This window comes from Actinoallomurus purpureus, from assembly GCF_024055795.1.
Lineage (GTDB): Bacteria > Actinomycetota > Actinomycetes > Streptosporangiales > Streptosporangiaceae > Actinoallomurus > Actinoallomurus purpureus.
In genome coordinates, this window is sequence record NZ_JAMXMY010000005.1 from 320,907 (window position 1) to 338,760 (window position 17,854).

Sequence of the window (17,854 nt, forward strand, 5' to 3'; positions counted from 1 at the left end):
TCAGAACGCGACGGCACCCTGGATGGCCGGGTGGCTCGCGCGATTCCCTACTCCCTGGGCAAAGACGCGTCCGGCGAGGGCCGTCCAGAACTGCTGTGACGGCCTTGCCACCATGACCTCTCGCCACGGTTCGTCCGACGGGAGTCTGGGCGAAGCGGGGTATCGCCTGCCGTCGGGCGGTTCTCAGAACTTGGTGAAGTGGTGGAAGCACTCGTAGGCGGTGTCCTGGGCGGCGAATGCCTCGACGTCGGCGCGTTTCACGGCGAGGTAGGCCGCGCTGCGCAAGGGGCCGAGGGCGTTCATGAGGAGTTCGTCGGCCTGCAGGGCGTCGAGCGCGTCGCCGAGGGAGGAGGGCAGGCGGGGCGGCCGGTCGGCCTCCGGGAGGGTGGCCGGGTCGGCGTCGACGGCCGTGCCGGGGTCCATCCTGGATCGGACGCCGTCCAGTCCCGCGTGGATGACCGCGCCGAGCGACAGGTACGGGTTGGCGCCGGAGTCCGACGGTTTGAACTCCAGGTTCGTGGTCGCCTCGGCCGCGTCGCGCATCGGTGAGCAGACGCGGACGGCGGCCTCGCGGTTGTCCATGCCGTAGCAGGCGTACGCGCTCGCCCACGACTGGGGGACGAGGCGGCGGAAGCCGTTGACGGTGCCGGAGGTGAGGGCCGTCAGAGCGGGCAGATGCGCGAGGAGGCCGCCGATGAACCAGCGGGCCTCATCGGACAGCCCGTACGCGCCGGCCGGGTCGTGGAAGGCGTTGTGGTCGCCGGACCACAGCGACAGGTGCAGGTGGCAGCCGTTGCCCGGCTGGTCGGGAATGGGCTTGGGGGCGAAGGACGCCCACAGTCCGCGCCGCATCGCCACGGCGCGTACGGTCTCGCGGTAGAGCACGTGGTGGTCGGCGGCGCGGAGGGCGGAGGCGGGCCGGATGGACAACTCCTGCTGACCGTGCCCGAGTTCCGGGTAGTAGTGCTCGACGCGCATCCCCTGGGACTCCAGGGCGTGGACCAGCTCGATGGTGAAGTCGTGGGCGGCGTGGAAGCCGGTGGCGGAGTAGCAGAGGCTGTCGTCGATGGGGACGAGACGGTCCGGGCCGCGGTCGGCGGGCATCCGGCGGCCCAGGGTGAACTCCGGTTCGAACGCCGCGAGGAGGGAGTAGCCGGCGTCGGCGAGTTCGGCGACCGCCTGTTTGAGGAAGGCGCGCGGGCACGCCTCCCACGGTTCGCCGCCGGGGTGGACGAGGTCCGACAGCATCGCCGCGGCACCGGCGGCGTAGGGGAGGGGCGTGAAGGTCGAGGGGTCTGCGAGGATGCGGACCTCCCCGACGGGGCCCATGCCCTCGACCGGCTGGAGCGTGTCGAGCATGGTCATGGCCATCATCGCGACGGTGTGCCCGATGCCCGTGTAGAGCCGGTCGGCGATCCGCGCACCGGCGGCGGCCTTGCCGCGGATGATCCCGCCGTGGTCGGCGTAGAGGAACCGGACGAGGTCGATGCGGCCCGTTTCGACCCGCTCGACCACGTGCGCGGCCACCGGGTCGTCGCGCCTTTTTCTGGCGTCCATGTTTCTGGAGTAACACGGGCGGTGCGGCTATTCCAGAGGCGCGCCGATGTACCGCTGGACCGTGGGGGCCAGGTCGGCCACGAGCGTGTCGACGGGGAGGGCCACGAGCGGCGGCAGCCGCAGGATGTAGCGGCACAGGGCGAGGCCGAGCAGCTGGCTGGCCACGAGGGCGCCCCGGGTGGGGCCGTCGTCGACGTCCGGGCCCAGGGCCGTGGCGACCTGGGTGGCGAAGATCGTGCGCATGCGTTCGGCCGCGTTCTCGTTGGTGACTGCGGATCGGAGCAGCACGGTCAGCACCTCACCGGGCCCGTCGCCCTCCCACAGCTCGAGGAAGTGGCGTACGAGGGCCTCTCCGGCGCGGCCGGGGGGCAGTGAGGCCGGGTCGGGGAGCCGCAGGTCGATGTCGACGGCGGCAGCGAACAGGCCGTCCTTGGACCGGTAGTAGCGGATGACCATCGAGGGATCGATGCCCGCGTCGGCGGCGATGGCGCGGACGGTCGCCCGCTCGTAGCCGTCGGCGGCGAAGCGACGGCGGGCCGCGGCGAGGATCGCCGCGCGGGTCTCCTGGGAACGGGCGGTGAATGCCATGTCCACAAGTGTAGGCCAACAACCGTTGGCAAAGCCTCGCCGAGCGGCTAGTGTTCTTGTCAACGGGTGTTGGCCATCAACTGTTGACCTCTGGAGGTCGCCATGCCGAAGCTTCCCGACACGACCGACGTCGCCATCGTCGGCGCCGGCCCCACCGGCCTCACCCTGGCCGCCGCGCTGGCCGCGCGCGGCATCGACGTCCTCCTGCTGGACAAGGCGGCCGAAGGGGCGAACACCTCCCGCGCGGCCGTCGTCCACGCCCGCACCCTGGAGGTCCTCGCCCCTCTAGGGGTGACCGGCGAGCTCGTCGAGCGCGGGGTGATCGTCCCGACGTTCGCGGTACGTGACCGGGACCGGACGCTGATGAAGGTCGATTTCGGCGGGCTGCCCACCGAGCATCCGTACACGCTGATGCTCCCGCAGAGCGTCACGGAGGAGGTCCTCGCCCGGCGGCTGCGGGCACTCGGCGGTGAGCCGCACCGGGGCCACGAGGTGACGGCGGTGACGCAGGACGCCGAGGGCGCCACCGTGCGGCTGGCGGACGGGGCGACGGTCCGGGCGCGGTACGTCGTCGGCGCCGACGGCATGCACAGTGTCGTCCGCGAGCAGGCCGGCATCGGCTTCACGGGCGACGCCTACGCCCAGTCGTTCATCCTCGCCGACGTGCACCTCGAATGGGGGCTGAGCGGCGACGAGGTCCAGCTGTTCTTCTCCCCGGACGGTCTCGTCGTGGTCGCTCCCCTTCCCGAGGGCCGGCACCGGATCGTCGCCACCGTCGACGACGCCCCCGAGCATCCGGACGTCACCGACGTCCAGGAGCTGCTGGGCGCCCGAGGTCCGCGCACCGAGCCGGCACGCGTGCGGGACATTGTGTGGGGCTCACGGTTCCGGGTGCACCACCGGATCGCCGACCATTATCGGGCCGGGCGGATCCTCCTCGCCGGGGACGCCGCCCACGTGCACAGCCCGGCCGGGGGACAGGGGATGAACACCGGCATCCAGGACGCCGTGGAGCTCGCCCGTCGCATCGCCGACGGCACCGAGGACGGCTATGAGGCCGCGCGGCGTCCGGTGGCCGCCGGGGTCGTGGCGATGACCGACCGCATGACCCGTGCCGCGACCGCCGGCGGACCCGCCGCCCGCGCCGTGCGCAACACCCTCCTGACGGTGGCCGGCCAGAACGCGGCCGTGCGCCGGAAGCTGGCGATGCGGCTGTCCGAGCTGAGCGTCGACCGCTGAGCGCGACCCCGCCTCGTTGTCCGGTTTACCGCACGGCTCCCCGATGGATCGCCGCGGATGTAGGGCCGAGCGCGCCGGCTCAGTTCGGGTTGCCGGTCAGGCGGGCGGTGGCGGCGGATCGTACGTCCGCCTCCTCGGCCTCCTCGTGTCTGAGCCGCCGCAGCCGGGCCCGGGTCGAGCCGTCGAGGGGCACCGCCCCGGCGGCGATCCGGCGCGCCCCGCCCTCGCAGTCCCACAGGGCCTCCACCAGGTACGGCTCCGCCACATGCGGGTCGATCCGGGCAAGCGCGCCGAGCAGGTTGGCGCGCAGCCGCGACGAGGCGCTCTCCTGCCAGCCGTACAGCAGCAGCGGGATCGCGGATCGTGATCGCAGGCGGCCGAGCCCGTCGACGGGCACGGCGGCAAGGTCCCAATCCTCTTCGTCGAGGGCGACCTTGAGGGCCGTCAGGAGCGGCGGGGCGTCCGACTCGGTGCCGTGCGCGGCGATGACGTCGATGCCGACGTCCTGATAGGACCGCTGCTCCCCGGCCCAGACCCGGGCGCGGGCCAGTGCGGCGGGGCCCAGGTCGCGTACCGCGCGGCACAGCGGGCCGTCGTAGGAGCCGCCGGGCAGGAACTCCTCGACCAGGTCGAGGACCAGGCGGCTGCGGCGGCGGCCGAGTTCGAGGATGGCGGCGGTCGCGCCGTCACCGTGCGTACGGACGAGTGCCGCCAGGTCGGCGTCGGTATGGCCGGTGAGCGAGGCGCGCGGCTCGTGCGGGCGTGTCTCGGGCCGGCGCGCGGCGGCGATCCGGGGCTGGCGGCGCGCCCACATTCGCGTGACCGCGCCGTCCACTCCGCACAGCCAGGCGAGGGCGCGGTCGTCGCAGCGGTCCGCCGCGACCTCGTCGAGGCCGTCGGCCAGGACGGGGTCGTCGAGTTCGACCAGGGACTGCAAGGCGGTGTACCAGTTCCCGCCCTCGGTGGCGTACCGGCGCAGCGGCACGGCGGCCTCCCGCCGGCCGAGGCGGACGAGGTGGGTGAGGACGTCGAGCGCCAGATTGGTCCGGTCCGGCTCGGTATCCAGGCGATCCTCGGGATCGAATATATGTTCGACTATGGGAGTGGTCTGGAGCTCCAGATCCAGGATCAGTCGTGCGTAGTACAGGCCGCGGGCCTCGAGGGTGTCCCACCGAGGGTCGCGGCTCACGCAGTCGTAGATCAGGTCGCGTGCGCCGGGCGTGCCTGCGGCGCGGCGTGCCGCGCAGCCCCGGCCGCGCTGCAGTCGGCCGTGCAGTGATTCCGCCGGGTGAATGACGATGGGTTCCACCGCTGCAGGATGCGCACTCGACCACAAATCGGGCAAGCAAATTATGAGATGAGCAGCGCGCCCCGGCCGGATCACAGGCGCCGACGGCTGCTCGGCCTCTGGGTACGGTCACGGGAGCCGGGGGCCCGGACGGATCGCAGGCGCCGACGGCCGCTCAACCTCCAGGTGCGGTCACAGGCGCCAGCGGCCCTGGTTCAGGACGTTGATCGCCTCGGCCTCGCCCGTCATCTCGACCCGCGCGGCGCCCTTGCGGCCGAGCGCCCACAGCGTCAGCTCGCTCGCCGGGCCGCGCACCGTGACCAGCTTGCCGCCCTTGGTGACGCGCTGGGTGCGGCCGCGCGGGTCCGCGAACGTGATCTCCACCGGCAGGCGCCGCAGAACGAGCCGGGCCGCCCGCAGCCGCCGCCACAGGTGCTCTTCCAGGGCCGCGGGCAGCTCGCGCGGCTCCCACCCTTCCCGGGCACGGCGCACGTCCTCATGGTGGACGAAGTACTCGGTGGTGTTGGCCGCGGCGTCCATGACGGACAGCGCGAACGGCGACCAGGCCGGCGGCCCGGCACGGAATCGCTCCACGAGCTCGGCGTACGGTCCGGAGTCCCGGAACCGGAGCCGCACCTTCTCGGTGTGGCCCGCCAGCAGCGGGATCATGATTCCGGGCGCGGCGTCGGGCCGGTGCTCCCGAATGACGAGATGGGCGGCCAGGTCACCGGTGGTCCAGCCCTGGCAGAGGGTGGGAGCGTCGGGGCCGGCGTCGACCAGGGCGTCGCTGAGGGCATGGCGCTCGGCGCGCGCCCAGTTCTCGTTCCCCATCCAATGATCCTAGGCCCGCCCTTCCCCGGAGCGGAATAACCGGGCGTTCCCGAGTGATAGGGATTAGCGGCCCCACTATCTGCCACGAAGGGGGACTTTGTTGTCACAAAAAGTGACATCGGACATCCTGAAGAAGGGGATCGGCGTCCTGTGGGTCGCTGCCCGCGCGGAGCCGCGCCTGCTCACCCTCGCCGTGCTCAGCAGCGGGCTGTACGCGGCGATGACCGTGGGCAGCGCCTGGGTCCTCGGCCGGGTCACCCAGGACGTCGTCCTGCCGGCCTTCCGCGACGGCCGCACCACGACCGGCGCGCTCGTTCTCGGCGGCCTGGCGATCGTCGGCGTGGCCGCGCTCAAGGCGCTCGGCATCGCGGGGCGGCGCCTGTACGCCGGGATGGTGCAGTACAACATGCAGGCGGAATACCGGCGCGCGGTCACCCGCCAGTACCTCCGGCTGCCCCTGGCCTGGCATCAGCGGCACCCCACCGGCCGGCTCCTGTCCAACGCCAACGCGGACGTCGAGGCCGCCTGGGCCCCGCTGGCACCGCTGCCCATGGCGCTCGGCGTCGTGCTGATGCTGGTCATCGGCGCCGTCGCCATCCTCGCCACCGATCTCGTCGTGGCGATCGTCGGCTTCCTCGTCTTCCCGGCGATCGCCGGACTCAACGTGATCTACCAGCGGCGGCTCGCACCGGTCGCCGCGCGGGCGCAGCGCCTTCGGGCGGGCGTCAGCGAGGTCGCGCACGAGAGCTTCGAGGGCGCGCTGGTCGTCAAGACCCTCGGCCGTGAGGCGGACGAGACCGAGCGCTTCGCCGCCGTCGCGGACGAACTGCGTGACGCCAACGTGGCGGTCGGCCGCCTGCGCGGGCTCTTCGACCCGGTCCTGGAGGCCCTGCCCAACCTCGGCGTGCTCGCCGTCCTGCTCGTCGGGTCGATCCGGCTGCGGTCCGGCGCGATCTCGCCCGGCGACCTCGTGCACGTCGCGTACCTGTTCACCCTGCTGGCCTTCCCGATCCGCGCGCTCGGCTGGGTCCTGGCCGAGGTGCCGCGCAGCGTCGTCGGCTGGGAGCGCGTACGCGGCGTGCTCGACGCCACCGGCTCGCTCCCGTACGGCGACCGGTCCGTGGAGGGGGAGGGGCCGGCGCTCCTGGAGGTGCGCGACGTCCGCTTCGGCTACACAGAGGACGACGTCCTGCGCGACGTGGCCTTCACCGCCGCGCCCGGCCGTACGATCGCGGTCGTCGGCCCCACCGGTTCCGGCAAGTCGACGCTGACGAACCTGCTCGTCCGTCTCGTCGACCCGGCGGGCGGGAACGTGCTGCTCGACGGCGTCGACGCGCGCGACGTGAAGCGGCACGGCCTGTCCGCGACGACGGCGCTCGTGCCGCAGCAGGCCTTCCTGTTCGACGACACCGTGCGCGGCAACGTGACGCTCGGCCTGGACGTCCCGGACGAGGACGTGTGGGAGGTGCTGCGGCTGGCCCAGGCCGACGGTTTCGTCTCCGCGCTCGCGGAGGGCCTCGACACCCGCGTCGGGGAGCGGGGCACCACGTTGTCCGGCGGGCAGCGGCAGCGGCTCGCGCTGGCCCGCGCGCTGCTGCGGCGGCCGCGGCTTCTCGTGCTCGACGACGCGACCTCCAGTGTCGACTCGCAGGTGGAGTCCCGAATCCTGGAGGGGCTGCGCGGCTCGGCGGCCACGGTCGTGGTGGTGGCCTACCGCAAGGCGACGATCGAACTGGCCGACGAGGTCGTCTACGTCGAACGCGGCCGGGTCACCGCCCAGGGCTCGCACAAGGAACTGCTGGAACGGTCCGCCGGATACCGGAACCTGGTCACCGCCTACGAACGCGACGACGGCGAACCCGGTCCGGCCGAGGACGAGGACGAAGAGAACGAGGAGGCGGTGGCGTGACGGCCGTCGAGACACGCCCGCAGTCCGGTCTGGCCACGCTCCGCCGGGGCCTGCGGCTGACCCCGGAGTTCCGGCGCGGCATCGCCGGCACGCTGCTGCTCGCGCTCGTCGCCACGGCCGGCCGCGTCGTCGTCCCGGTGGCGGTACAGCAGACGCTCGACCGGGGGCTGCGCACCCACGGCGGCGCCGACATCGGCTTCATCCGCACCGCCGTCATCATCAGCGCCGGCGCCGTCGTCATGACGGCCGTCGCGGCGTACCTGATGAACGTCCGCCTGTACCGCACCAGCGAGAACGGCCTGGCGGCACTGCGCGTCCGCGCGTTCCGGCACGTGCACGACCTGTCGATGCTGACCCAGAGCGGCGAGCGGCGCGGCTCGCTGGTCTCCCGCGTGACCAGCGACGTCGACCAGATCAGCCAGTTCATGCAGTACGGCGGCCTGATGCTGATCATCGCCGGCGGCCAGCTCATCGTCGCCACCGTGCTCATGGCCGTCTACTCCTGGCCGCTCGCGCTGCTCGTGTGGGTCGTCTTCGCACCCCTCGCGTACGCGCTGCGGGTCTTCCAGCGCTGGCTGTCGAGGGCGTACGGGACGGTCCGGGAGAGGGTCGGCGACATGCTGTCGGCGGTGGGCGAGTCGGTCGTCGGCGCGCCGGTCATCCGCGCGTACGGCGCGGAGGAGCGCACCGCCCACCGGATCGACGAGTCCGTCGGCGCGTACCGCGACGCGCAGGTACGGGCGCAGAGCCTGGTCGCCCTGACCTTCCCCTCGACCGAGCTCGCCTCGGCGATCGCGACCGCCGCCGTGGTCGTGGCGGGCACGGCGCTGGGGATCGGCGGCCACCTCACCGCCGGAGAGCTCGTGGCGTTCCTGTTCCTCGTCACCCTGTTCGTCAGCCCCCTGCAGGTCGCCACAGAGGTCCTCAACGACGCCCAGAACGCCATCGCCGGGTGGCAGCGCGTGCTCGGCGTGCTGGACATGACGCCGGACGTGGCCGACCCGGGCCCCGCGGGAGCCGAACTGCCGCGTGGCGCGATCGACGTGCGGTTCGAGGACGTCTCGTTCGCGTATCCCGGTGGGCCGACCGTGCTGCACGAGGTGTCCGCGCACATCGCTCCGCGCTCCCGGATCGCGATCGTGGGGGAGACGGGCTCGGGCAAGACCACCTTCGCCAAGCTGCTGACCCGGATGATGGACCCGGTGTCGGGGCGGGTGCTGGTCGACGGCGTGCCCCTGACCGACGTGCGGTTCTCCTCGCTGCGCGAGCGGATCGTGATGGTCCCGCAGGACGGCTTCCTGTTCGACGCGCCGCTGGCCGACAACCTCCGGTTCGGGCGGCCGGACGCGTCCGACGAGGAGATCTGCCTCGTGCTGACCGAACTGGGGCTGGCCGACTGGCTCGACGGCCTGCCCGGGGGGCTCGCGACCCCCGTAGGGCAGCGCGGCGAGTCGCTGTCGGCGGGGGAGCGTCAGCTGGTGGCGCTGGCCCGCGCCTACCTGGCCGACCCGGACCTGCTGGTGCTCGACGAGGCGACCTCCGCGGTCGACCCCGCCACCGAGGTGCGTCTCCAGCGCGCCATCGAGAGCATCACCCGGGGCCGTACGGCCGTGTCGATCGCCCACCGGTTGTCGACCGCGGAGGCCGCCGACGAGGTGCTCGTCTTCGACCAGGGGCGTCTCGTCCAGCGGGGGCCGCACGCCGCGCTGGTCGCCGAACCGGGACGATATGCCGAGTTGTACGCGTCGTGGGCAGCACAGTTGAAGATTTGATTTGTCGGACTCCTGCGCCGTTCTCGCCGGTGAGAGGTGGGTTGCCGCGAGAACGGCGGGGAATACCGACGGCGGAAAACAGTCTTTCGCACCAGGGCGTGTGACAGAGCACCGAACTTGGTAAACTGAAACCGGTTGCTGTCGTAGTTCCACGTTCGTTTGCCAGACGCCCGCGGACCGATGACTGGCGGGCGTGTTCTTGCTTCTTCAAGGGCCTGCGCACACCCGCGGTGACCATAAAGTGACCCACGAAGTGTGGGTTTTTGTTTGTCCCGCAAGGAGTTAGGCATGGCCCAGGGCACCGTGAAGTGGTTCAACGCCGACAAGGGGTTCGGCTTCATCGCCATTGACGGTGGTGGTCCGGACGTCTTCGTGCACTACTCGGCGATCACTACCAACGGATACCGTACGCTCGAGGACAACCAGCGCGTGGAGTTCGAGGTCGTCCAGGGCGACCGCGGCCCGCAGGCGGACCAGGTCCGCCCGCTGTAGTTCGCATTCCGTTCACGTAGGGTTCACCCGTTGGGGTCCGTGCCGTTCTCGGTACGGGCCTCTTCGCTTTTCTGTAGCCGGTCGGCCGCCCAGAGCGCCCAGTCCCGTGACGCGGCCAAGTGCCGAATGCCGCGTTCGATGGCAAAATGCCCAAAACTGGACTCGACGACCCGGCATCGCAGTGCCTCCAGTTCGGCCGCCCTCGCCTCGACGGTGCGCGCCTCTTCCAGGAGCAACTCGACGGCCTTGTCCCTGGGCAGCGTGGGGAGCAGAAAGGCTCGCAGCGACGCCTCATTGCGTACGCGCTGTTCGGGCCGGGTCCTGATCAGCCACTGGCGCAGTTCCGCCGCGCCGGCCTCCGTGATGGCGTACGTCTTGCGGCCGCGCGGACCCTCCTCCTCGACCGTGAGCAGCCCGTCCGCCGGAGCCCTGGCCATCGCCGGCACCACGTACGCCTCCCACGTACGGGCCGCCGCTCCCGCGCACGGCCTGGTCGCCGCCTCGGCGTCCGCCACCGCGACCGTCATCCCGTGGCTGGGCGCGACCGGTGCCGCCGTCGCACTGGTGGTCTTCGCGCTGATGCCCGAGCGTCCGCTGCGGCGCTTCGCCCCCTCCGCTCCTTCGGCCGAGTGACACGGCACAATGGATGTCATGTCCTTGGACCCCAAGATCGCCGATCGTCTCAAGCGGACCGAAGACGGACTCGTCCCGGCCATCGCCCAGCAGTACGACACCGGTGAGGTGCTCATGCTGGCCTGGATGGACGACGAGGCCCTGCACCGCACGCTGACCACCGGCCGCGCCACCTACTGGTCGCGCAGCCGCCAGGAGTACTGGGTGAAGGGCGAGTCCTCCGGCCACCAGCAGTGGATCAAGGAGGTCGCCCTCGACTGCGACGGCGACGCCATCCTCATCAAGGTCGACCAGGTCGGGGCCGCCTGCCACACCGGCGACCGCACCTGCTGGGACGCCGACGTCCTCGACGCGGTCGTGGGAGAGCGGCCGCGGTGACCACCCGCCGCGAACTCGTCGCCGCCGCGCTGCTCGGCGCGGCCGGCGCGGGGCTCGCCGCCGGTTTCGCCGGGCAGACCTGGGCCACCGTCACCGCGCGGTCGGCCGGCATCGACCCGATGCCGGCCCTGCAGGCGATCACCGGGCGTGCCCTCAACGGGGGCCTCGCCGCGCTCGGCCTGGCCGGGCTGGCCGGGATCGCGGCGCTGTTCGCCACGCGCGGCTGGGCCCGGACGTCCGTCGGCGCGCTACTGACCGCCTTCGGCGTGCTCATCGCGATCCTGTCGCCCGCGGCGGTCCGCCGCGGGCACGTCATCTCCGCCGCCGCGGACAAGAGCAACCTCCTCCGGCTGGCCGGCCACGTCACCGTGCACGTTCACGGCTGGTGGATCGTGTCGCTGACCGGAGGCGTCCTGCTCGCCGCGGCCGGGCTGCTCACCGTCGTACGCGGCCGGCGTTGGCCCGGCATGTCCGCGCGCTACGACCGTCCCGGCGCCGCCCCGCGTGCGGGCGACGATCCCGCCTCGCTGTGGAAGTCGCTCGACCGCGGCGACGACCCCACCAGCGAGGAACTCCAGGAGCGCTGACGTGAGCGGGCGCGCCCCGTCCGGACCGACGAGCGAGGACGGCGCGCCGGGCGCCCGCGAACCGCGCTCACGGCAGCGAACGCCGTCGGCCACGGAGGGCGGCGCGCCGGGCGCCCGCTCACCGCGTTCGCGGAAGCGAGAGCCATCGGGCGTGGAGGACGGCGCGTCGGACGCGCGCTCACCGCGTTCGCGCGGCGAGAGCCATCAGACGCGAGCCACCGGCCCGGCCGGCGGGGGAGGCCACCCGACCGTGCTGGTGGTCGAGCACGACCCGGGCGTCGCCGAGCTCATCCGGCTCTATCTCACCCGCGAGGGATACCGCGTCCGGCTCCTCACCGACCCGGCCGCAGCCGCCGGGGTGGCCCGCCGCCTGCGACCCGACGCGATCGTCCTCGACCTGACCACGGGCGTGCACCGGGATGTGGCGGCGGCCGCCGGCCCGGCGGTCATCGTGTCCGTGGTGCCGCCCGGCATGACCGCGCCGAGTGGGCACACCGTGCCTCGCCCGTTCAGCCCCCGGGTGCTCCTCGCCGTCGTCGGCCGCGCCCTGCGGCGCCACCAGATCGCCGCGCCCGGCGACGACGTGCTGCGGGCCGGGAACGTGATCCTGGACCCCGTGACCCGCGCCGTGACGGTGGCCGGTGCGTCGAAGGCGCTGACCACGGTGGAGTTCGAACTGCTGGCCTTCTTGATGGGCCACCCGGGACGGGTGTTCGGCCGCGAGCAGCTGCTCGTCGCCGTGTGGGGGACGGTCGAGTCGGCCGGCGCCCGCACCGTCGACGTCCACATCGCCCAGCTGCGCGCCAAACTGGGCACCGGCAGTCCGCTGCGCACCGTCCGTGGCGTCGGCTACGTCGCCGACGCCTGAGCCGCCCCCCGAATCCTGGGCCGCCACCGCGCCACCCGCGCCGACCCCTGAGCCGCCCCTCGGGCCACCCGCGCCAGCCCTTGCGCGCCACTCGGGCCACCCCCGCTACGTCACCCGCGCCGACGCAGCCACCCAGGCCACCCGCGCCGACGCCTGAGCCACCCGCGCCGTGCGTGGTGCTCGGGAGCCGTCACCGCGCCGGTGGAGAGCGCCCGGGCCGTACGCTGGGACCGTGGCACCACTGCAGTCAGGAGGCCGGCCGGCGGCCGTGGCCCGTCATCGCACGGGGCGCTGGGCGCCGTACGCCGTGCTGGCCGGGGTGATCGGCGCCGCCGGTTACGTCTCGATGGTCGACCCGAACCGTCCGGGGCACTACCCGACCTGCCCCTTCCTCACCCTGACGGGGTACTACTGCCCCGGCTGCGGATCGCTGCGCATGATCCATGCGATCGGCCACGGCCACCTCGCCGAGGCGTTCGGGCGCAACCCGCTGGCCTTCGCCACACTGCCACTTCTGGCTTACCTCTGGGTCAGGTGGGCGTCGGCGGCCCGGGAGGCCGAGCCGGTACGCTCCCGGATCCTCCACCCTGCGGCGATCATCGGATTCACCGTGGTCATCCTCGTGTTCTGGGTGGTCCGCAACCTGCCGGTCGGGCGCGCCCTGGCCCCGTGATCTCCCACCCCCGGAAGGGCGACCGGAGCGGCCGGGCTACGATCGAGACACACGACGTCCGACAAAGGGGGACCGTACCCGTGAGCGAGCTTGTGAGGCGGTTCGGCACGGCGGCGGTACGGACGTCCGTCCAGCGTCTGCGGGGAGGGCATGTGAGCGAGCTTGTGAGCGACCGACTCGGCACGGCGCCGTCGCGTACGCGTCCGATGAGCGCGGGAAAGGTGGGCTCGTGAGCGTCCTCGACGAGATCCTGGATGGGGTGCGCGTGGACCTCGCGGAGCGGCAGCAGGCCGTGTCGCTGGACGCGCTCAAACAGATGGCGACCCACGCGCCGTCACCGCGGAACGCCATCGGCGCGCTCCGAGGCCAGGGCGTGGCGGTGATCGCCGAGGTCAAGCGGTGCAGTCCGTCGAAGGGCGCGCTCGCCGCGATCGCCGACCCGGCCGCGCTCGCCGCCGACTACGAGGCCGGCGGCGCCGCCGTGATCAGCGTGCTGACCGAGCGCCGGCGCTTCGGCGGCACCATCGACGACCTGGCCGCGGTCCGCAACCGCGTCGACATCCCGGTGCTGCGCAAGGACTTCGTCGTCTCCTCGTACCAGCTGTGGGAGGCGCGGGCGTACGGCGCGGACCTCGTGCTGCTGATCGTGGCCGCTCTCGAGCAGCAGGCCCTGGTCTCCCTGATCGAGCGGTCCGAGTCGATCGGGCTGACGCCGCTCGTCGAGGTGCACACCGAGGACGAACTGGAGCGCGCGCTCGACGCGGGCGCGAAGGTCGTCGGCGTCAACGCCCGGGACCTGACCACGCTGCGCGTCGACCGGAGCACCTTCGCCCGGATCGCGCCGCAGATCCCCGACGGCATCGTGAAGATCGCCGAATCGGGCGTGCGCGGGCCGCACGATCTGCTCGCGTACGCCTCCTCCGGGGCCGACGCGGTCCTGGTCGGGGAGAGCCTCGTCATGGGCAAGGACCCGCGCTCGGCGGTGTCCGACCTCGTGGCCGCCGGTGCGCACCCCGCGTTGCGACAGGGCAAGTAGGCGGCGGACCAAGTAGGCTATGGGCATGCTCCTGCGCGAACGATGGCGAGGCCATTCGCATCCCAGCTGACCGGATTCGGCCTTACCCACCTGCGACAGGACCATTGCGATGACCATCGATGCCGCACGCGATCTTCCCGATCTGACCGGGCACTTCGGCCGTTTCGGCGGCCGGTTCGCACCTGAGGCGCTCATGGCGGCGCTCGACGAGCTGACCACCGCCTACCAGACCGCCGTGGCGGACCCGGCGTTCCGAGCCGAGCTCAACCACCTGCTGAAGACCTACGCCGGGCGCCCGAGCCTGCTCACCGAGGCCAAGCGCTTCGGCGCGGAGGCCGGCGGGGCGCGGATCCTCCTCAAACGCGAGGACCTCAACCACACCGGCTCCCACAAGATCAACAATGTGCTCGGGCAGGCGCTGCTCACCCGGCGCATGGGCAAGACCCGGATCATCGCCGAGACGGGCGCCGGCCAGCACGGCGTCGCGACCGCGACCGCCGCGGCGCTCCTCGGCCTCGAGTGCGTCGTCTACATGGGCGAGGTCGACACCGTCCGCCAGGCGCTCAACGTCGCCCGGATGCGGATGCTCGGCGCCGAGGTGATCCCGGTCAAGAACGGCAGCCGCACGCTCAAGGACGCCTGCAACGAGGCGTTCCGCGACTGGGTGGCGAGCGTGCAGCACACCCACTACTGCATCGGCTCCACCATGGGCCCGCACCCGTTCCCGATGATGGTCCGCGACTTCCAGCGGATCATCGGCGTCGAGGCCCGTGAGCAGGTCCTCGAGCTGACCGGGAAGCTGCCCGACGCGGTCGTGGCCTGCGTCGGTGGCGGCTCGAACGCCATCGGTGCCTTCCACGCCTTCATCCCCGACGAGGACGTCCGGCTGTACGGCTTCGAGGCCGGTGGCGCCGGCGTCGACAGCGGCAAGCACGCCGCCACGCTCGTCGGCGGGTCCGTCGGGGTCATCCACGGCATGCGCACCTATCTGCTGCAGGACGACGACGGCCAGACCCTGGAGACCCACTCGGTGTCGGCCGGGCTCGACTATCCCGGCGTCGGCCCCGAGCACTCCTGGCTGCGCGACACCGGCCGCGCGACCTACCAGGCCGTCACCGACTCCGAGGCCATGGACGCCTTCGCGCTCCTGTGCCGCACGGAGGGCATCATTCCGGCCATCGAGTCCGCGCACGCCCTGGCCGGCGCGCTGCGCGTCGGCCAGGAGCTCGGCCCGGACGCCACGATCGTGGTCTGCCTCTCCGGCCGGGGCGACAAGGACATGCACACGGCCGCCGAATGGTTCGGGCTGGTCGAGGGCGAAGGGTCCGCGCTGTGAGCGGGGGACCGGTGGCCGAGCGCGACACGCGGACCGGCCACGCGCGAGACGATCGGCCGAGTGGGCGGAGTGAATCGATGGAGCGGACCGAGGGCGCACCGGCGCCGACCGTCGCGACGGCGTTCGAGAAGGCCAGGGCCGAAGGGCGCGCCGCGCTCGTCGGCTACCTGCCCGCCGGGTTCCCCTCCTACGAGGGGGCCGTCGCCGCCGCCACGGCCATGGTCGAGGCCGGCTGCGACGTCATCGAGATCGGCCTGCCCTACAGCGACCCCCTCATGGACGGCCCGACCATCCAGGACGCCGTCCACCAGGCGCTGACCGGCGGCATCCGGATCACCGACGTGTTCCGCACCGTCGAGGCGGTCGCCGCGACCGGGGCGCGCACGCTCGTCATGACCTACTGGAACCCCGTGGACCGGTACGGCGTCGACGCCTTCGCCCGTGACCTGTCCTCGGCGGGCGGTTGCGGCCTGATCACCCCGGATCTCACGCCGGAGGAGGCCGAGCCGTGGCTCGCCGCCTCCGACGCGTACGACCTCGACCGGGTGTTCCTGGTCGCCCTCAGCTCCACCGACGAGCGCCTGGCCGAGATCACCGGCGTGAGCCGCGGCTTCGTGTACGCCGCCTCGCTCATGGGTGTCACCGGAGCCCGCTCCGCCGTCGACACCGGCGCCGCGCATCTGGTCGAGCGCACCCGTAAGGCCATGGCCGGGCGGTCACCGCTGCCGGTCGGGCTCGGCCTGGGCGTCAGCACCGGCGAGCAGGCAGCGGAGGTCGCGGGCTTCGCCGACGGCGTGATCGTCGGCTCGGCGTTCATCCGCCGGCTGCTCGACGCGCCGTCCCTCGAGGCCGGGATCGACGCCGTCCGGCGGCTCACCGCCGAGCTCGCCGATGGCGTCCGGAGATAGTGGACTCACTTGCGTCGCGAAGGTGACAGGATCTACCGCGTACTTGACGGCGTCCTTACATTCCCGTCGCCTATGCTGGCGCGCGCCGGGATCATGACAGGGTGAGGAACGACAGTGGCTGAATCCAAGGCTGACTCCGCCAGACGCAGCAGCAAGGCGACCGGCGGGGCTTCCAGGTCCGCGGGCGGGAAGACGGCCTCCACGAGGGCACGGGCCGGATCGCCGGGCGGGAAGACCCGCCCGGCGGGCGGGGCGACCGACGTCGCCGAGGAGAGGACCGGCCTGCTCGGGCGCGTCCGCCTCCCGTCGGCCCTCCAGCGCCACCAGCAGTGGATCACGCTCGTCGTTCGCGTCGCACTCGCGGTCATCCTCGGATACGCCGGATACGCGAAGTTCACCGAGCCGGCCGCCCTGCAGAAGACCGCCGTCTCCGCGTACCAGATCCTGCCGAAGGGCATGGTCACTCCGGTCGCCCTCGGGCTGCCGGTGCTGGAGATGGTCCTGGCCGCGATGATCCTGCTCGGCTTCGCCACCCGGGTCATGGCGATCTGCGTGGGTCTGCTGTTCGTCGTCTTCATCGCCGGGATCATCTCCGTGGCCGCGCGGGGCCTGTCGATCGACTGCGGCTGTTTCGGGGGCGGCGGCACGGTGGGCAAGGGCCAGACCCATTACCTTAGGGAGGTCTTCCGAGACCTCGGCTTCTTCGTCCTCGCCGCCTGGCTGATGGTGTTCCCGCGCGGCAGGCTCGCGCTCGACCGGGTGCTCGGGCTGTACACCACCTGAGCGTTCGACGGTCCGAGCGTTCAACGAATATCCAATAGGAGACCAGATGAGTAAGGCCGCTCGACAGCGGTCGGCCCGCGAGCGGCTGGCGGAGGAGCGGAAGCGGCAGGCGCAGAAGCAGCAGCGGACGCGCGCCCTGACGATCGCCATCAGCGCTCTCGCGATCGTGGCGCTGGCCGTGGTCGTCACCGTGTACGTCGTGAACAAGAAGGACAAGACCACGTACACCGGTGCGCTGGCGCCGGCGACCCGCCTGGCCGACGGCGGGGTCCTCATGGGCAAGCCGGGGGTCAAGGCGCCCAAGCTGGAGATGTTCGAGGACTTCCAGTGCCCCATCTGTCACGAGATGGAGAACACCAGCGGCAACACCGTCAAGCGACTCGCGGCCGAGGGCAAGGTCAACGTCGTCTACTACCCGTTCTGGCTGTTCAAGGAGCAGACGGAGCCGGTCAAGGGCAACTCGCAGCGGGCCGCCAACGCCGCGCTGTGCGCCCCGGGGGACAAGTGGGTCCAGTACCACGACAAGATCTACAAGAACCAGCCGGAGGAGGGCTCGAACGGCTTCTCCAACAAGGACCTCATCGGCTGGGCCAAGGACCTCGGCTTCGACACGCCGGCGTTCGAGCAGTGTGTCAAGGGTCTGCAGAAGCAGAGCCAGATCGACGCGATGACGAACTACGCCGAGCAGACCCGCAAGGTCACCGGCACGCCGACCGTCTTCCTCAACGGCCAGTCGCTGGACCTGACCAACGTCCTGCTCAAGCCGTCCGCTCTGGAGAAGGCCGTCCTGGCCGCCAAGCCCGTCGACGTCACGCCGAGCGCGTCCGCGTCGACCGCCCCGAGCGGGTCGCCGAGCCCATCGGCGAGCAAGTCCAGCAAGTGACGGCTGCGGGCGGCGCCGCCCGCAGGCCGCCACCGCGCTGACGCGGTGGAACGAACGAGAAGGGGTGCGGCCGACGGCCGTACCCCTTCTGGC

At 72.2% G+C, this 17,854-nt stretch carries 19 protein-coding genes; 14 read left to right on the forward strand and 5 right to left on the reverse strand.

The window, feature by feature from the left end; translation table 11 throughout:
- Positions 1-183: 183 nt before the first annotated feature.
- Positions 184-1,557 (reverse strand): glutamine synthetase family protein, encoded by a 1,374-nt coding sequence (locus NE236_RS12960; RefSeq protein WP_252842160.1) that lies wholly within the window; start codon positions 1,555-1,557, stop codon positions 184-186.
- 27 nt (positions 1,558-1,584) lie between these two features.
- Complete coding sequence (locus tag NE236_RS12965) at positions 1,585-2,145, reverse strand: TetR/AcrR family transcriptional regulator (RefSeq protein ID WP_252842161.1); 561 nt, start codon at positions 2,143-2,145, stop codon at positions 1,585-1,587.
- A gap of 102 nt (positions 2,146-2,247) precedes the next feature.
- Between NE236_RS12965 and NE236_RS12970 the strand changes: the two genes are divergently transcribed.
- On the forward strand, positions 2,248-3,384 hold the full coding sequence (locus NE236_RS12970) for an FAD-dependent oxidoreductase (RefSeq protein ID WP_252842162.1): 1,137 nt from the start codon (positions 2,248-2,250) through the stop codon (positions 3,382-3,384).
- A gap of 79 nt (positions 3,385-3,463) precedes the next feature.
- Here NE236_RS12970 and NE236_RS12975 read toward each other — a convergent pair whose 3' ends face one another.
- Positions 3,464-4,693, reverse strand: a complete 1,230-nt coding sequence (locus NE236_RS12975) for a HEAT repeat domain-containing protein (RefSeq protein WP_252842163.1) — start codon at positions 4,691-4,693, stop codon at positions 3,464-3,466.
- Positions 4,694-4,864: 171 nt separating this feature from the next.
- On the reverse strand, positions 4,865-5,503 hold the full coding sequence (locus NE236_RS12980; RefSeq protein WP_252842164.1) for a TIGR03085 family metal-binding protein: 639 nt from the start codon (positions 5,501-5,503) through the stop codon (positions 4,865-4,867).
- Positions 5,504-5,615: 112 nt separating this feature from the next.
- On the opposite strand from NE236_RS12980, the gene NE236_RS12985 reads away from it, so the two are divergent.
- From NE236_RS12985 to NE236_RS12995, 3 genes are all read left to right on the forward strand, one after another.
- Entirely contained in the window at positions 5,616-7,412 is a 1,797-nt protein-coding gene (locus tag NE236_RS12985; RefSeq protein ID WP_252842165.1) for an ABC transporter ATP-binding protein, read from the forward strand.
- Complete coding sequence (locus NE236_RS12990; RefSeq protein ID WP_252842166.1) at positions 7,409-9,184, forward strand: ABC transporter ATP-binding protein; 1,776 nt, start codon at positions 7,409-7,411, stop codon at positions 9,182-9,184. Before NE236_RS12985 ends, NE236_RS12990 begins: the two co-directional genes overlap by 4 nt.
- 288 nt (positions 9,185-9,472) lie before the next feature.
- The gene (locus NE236_RS12995; protein ID WP_252842167.1) at positions 9,473-9,676 is read left to right on the forward strand and encodes a cold-shock protein; all 204 of its coding nucleotides are present in this window, start codon (positions 9,473-9,475) and stop codon (positions 9,674-9,676) included.
- Positions 9,677-9,699: 23 nt separating this feature from the next.
- On the opposite strand, the gene NE236_RS13000 is transcribed toward NE236_RS12995, so the two are convergent.
- Positions 9,700-10,113: a PadR family transcriptional regulator gene (locus tag NE236_RS13000; protein WP_252842168.1), complete on the reverse strand. Its 414-nt coding sequence runs from the start codon at positions 10,111-10,113 to the stop codon at positions 9,700-9,702.
- On the opposite strand from NE236_RS13000, the gene NE236_RS13005 reads away from it, so the two are divergent.
- From NE236_RS13005 to NE236_RS13050, 10 genes are all read left to right on the forward strand, one after another.
- Entirely contained in the window at positions 10,082-10,309 is a 228-nt protein-coding gene (locus tag NE236_RS13005) for a hypothetical protein (RefSeq protein ID WP_252842169.1), read from the forward strand. The genes NE236_RS13000 and NE236_RS13005 overlap by 32 nt on opposite strands.
- Before the next feature lie 9 nt (positions 10,310-10,318).
- Positions 10,319-10,687, forward strand: a complete 369-nt coding sequence (gene hisI, locus NE236_RS13010; RefSeq protein ID WP_252842170.1) for a phosphoribosyl-AMP cyclohydrolase — start codon at positions 10,319-10,321, stop codon at positions 10,685-10,687.
- Complete coding sequence (locus tag NE236_RS13015) at positions 10,684-11,274, forward strand: Trp biosynthesis-associated membrane protein (RefSeq protein WP_252842171.1); 591 nt, start codon at positions 10,684-10,686, stop codon at positions 11,272-11,274. The genes hisI and NE236_RS13015 overlap by 4 nt, the downstream gene beginning before the upstream one ends.
- Position 11,275: 1 nt before the next feature.
- Positions 11,276-12,142: a response regulator transcription factor gene (locus NE236_RS44460; protein WP_252842172.1), complete on the forward strand. Its 867-nt coding sequence runs from the start codon at positions 11,276-11,278 to the stop codon at positions 12,140-12,142.
- Between the two features lie 232 nt (positions 12,143-12,374).
- Positions 12,375-12,815, forward strand: coding sequence for a DUF2752 domain-containing protein (locus NE236_RS13025; protein WP_252842173.1), 441 nt, complete (start codon positions 12,375-12,377; stop codon positions 12,813-12,815).
- Between the two features lie 229 nt (positions 12,816-13,044).
- Positions 13,045-13,851 carry an indole-3-glycerol phosphate synthase TrpC gene (gene trpC / locus NE236_RS13030; RefSeq protein ID WP_252842174.1) on the forward strand — a complete coding sequence of 269 codons (807 nt, stop codon included), beginning with the start codon at positions 13,045-13,047 and terminating at the stop codon, positions 13,849-13,851.
- A gap of 109 nt (positions 13,852-13,960) precedes the next feature.
- The gene (trpB, locus tag NE236_RS13035; RefSeq protein WP_252842175.1) at positions 13,961-15,187 is read left to right on the forward strand and encodes a tryptophan synthase subunit beta; all 1,227 of its coding nucleotides are present in this window, start codon (positions 13,961-13,963) and stop codon (positions 15,185-15,187) included.
- 77 nt (positions 15,188-15,264) lie between these two features.
- Positions 15,265-16,095: a tryptophan synthase subunit alpha gene (gene trpA, locus NE236_RS13040; protein ID WP_252842176.1), complete on the forward strand. Its 831-nt coding sequence runs from the start codon at positions 15,265-15,267 to the stop codon at positions 16,093-16,095.
- A gap of 114 nt (positions 16,096-16,209) precedes the next feature.
- Positions 16,210-16,878 carry a DoxX family protein gene (locus NE236_RS13045; RefSeq protein WP_252842177.1) on the forward strand — a complete coding sequence of 223 codons (669 nt, stop codon included), beginning with the start codon at positions 16,210-16,212 and terminating at the stop codon, positions 16,876-16,878.
- 46 nt (positions 16,879-16,924) lie between these two features.
- Complete coding sequence (locus NE236_RS13050; RefSeq protein WP_252842178.1) at positions 16,925-17,761, forward strand: DsbA family protein; 837 nt, start codon at positions 16,925-16,927, stop codon at positions 17,759-17,761.
- Positions 17,762-17,854 lie beyond the last annotated feature (93 nt).

Bases quoted from the DNA above. Each gene is read 5' to 3' on its own strand.
- trpB (WP_252842175.1), top strand. From the start codon at position 13,961: ATGACCATCGATGCCGCACGCGATCTTCCCGATCTGACCGGGCACTTC.
- NE236_RS13000 (WP_252842168.1), bottom strand. From the start codon at position 10,113: ATGGCCAGGGCTCCGGCGGACGGGCTGCTCACGGTCGAGGAGGAGGGT.
- NE236_RS12970 (WP_252842162.1), top strand. From the start codon at position 2,248: ATGCCGAAGCTTCCCGACACGACCGACGTCGCCATCGTCGGCGCCGGC.
- NE236_RS12980 (WP_252842164.1), bottom strand. From the start codon at position 5,503: ATGGGGAACGAGAACTGGGCGCGCGCCGAGCGCCATGCCCTCAGCGAC.
- trpA (WP_252842176.1), top strand. From the start codon at position 15,265: ATGGAGCGGACCGAGGGCGCACCGGCGCCGACCGTCGCGACGGCGTTC.
- hisI (WP_252842170.1), top strand. From the start codon at position 10,319: ATGGATGTCATGTCCTTGGACCCCAAGATCGCCGATCGTCTCAAGCGG.
- NE236_RS12960 (WP_252842160.1), bottom strand. From the start codon at position 1,557: ATGGACGCCAGAAAAAGGCGCGACGACCCGGTGGCCGCGCACGTGGTC.
- NE236_RS12995 (WP_252842167.1), top strand. From the start codon at position 9,473: ATGGCCCAGGGCACCGTGAAGTGGTTCAACGCCGACAAGGGGTTCGGC.
- NE236_RS13050 (WP_252842178.1), top strand. From the start codon at position 16,925: ATGAGTAAGGCCGCTCGACAGCGGTCGGCCCGCGAGCGGCTGGCGGAG.
- NE236_RS12965 (WP_252842161.1), bottom strand. From the start codon at position 2,145: ATGGCATTCACCGCCCGTTCCCAGGAGACCCGCGCGGCGATCCTCGCC.